This is a genomic window from Streptomyces viridiviolaceus (assembly GCF_014650995.1).
GTDB classification, from domain to species: Bacteria; Actinomycetota; Actinomycetes; order Streptomycetales; family Streptomycetaceae; genus Streptomyces; species Streptomyces viridiviolaceus.
Genome location: NZ_BMWA01000134.1, coordinates 1 through 531, shown reverse-complemented (window position 1 = coordinate 531; position 531 = coordinate 1). Strand labels below are relative to the sequence as shown.

Annotated in this window: 1 protein-coding gene; it reads right to left on the bottom strand. The window is 39.2% G+C overall.

The annotated features are described in order from the left end of the window. Nucleotides 1–29: 29 nt before the first annotated feature. Nucleotides 30–531: 6-carboxytetrahydropterin synthase (locus IE260_RS43535; protein ID WP_189881049.1), on the bottom strand; the 502-nt coding region annotated here is incomplete at its 5' end.

Sequence of the window (531 nt, the reverse complement as noted above, 5' to 3'; positions counted from 1 at the left end):
GGAAAAAAAGCTCTCAACGACCGGGAGTTTCATGGGATCTGGTGTGGGGGCTTAGCGTGGAAAAAGCATTGTTTTTCATCGCTAATGATTTTATTAAAAAAATCCTTATCATGCCACAAATTTTGAATGCCTTGCGAAAAAGAGACGCAATGATTATGCACTAAAGATTTAAAGTGTGGGTTTTCTAAGTCTTTTAAAAAGCTCTCCGCATAGCCGTTTTTAGTCTCATGCACGCGCACACTAGAGATTTTTAACTCCCCTTCGTTATTGGAAAAAACGCTCTTTTGTAAAATCCTTGTCAGGTAATATAAAAACATGAGAGCGTAACTCTCCGCGCTCAAATTGAACGAGCATTTCACATAACGAACGCAATGATTTTCTATAAAACGCTGAAACTCATCGCTTTCTTTGTCCCAAAAATGATGGGCATGATCAAACGACTCAATGAAAACTTGTATTTCTTGTTGCATCAGCCCAAAATCCAATGCCATGTTCGCGCTGTCTAAGCGGTTGGTTTCAATAAAAACCTCC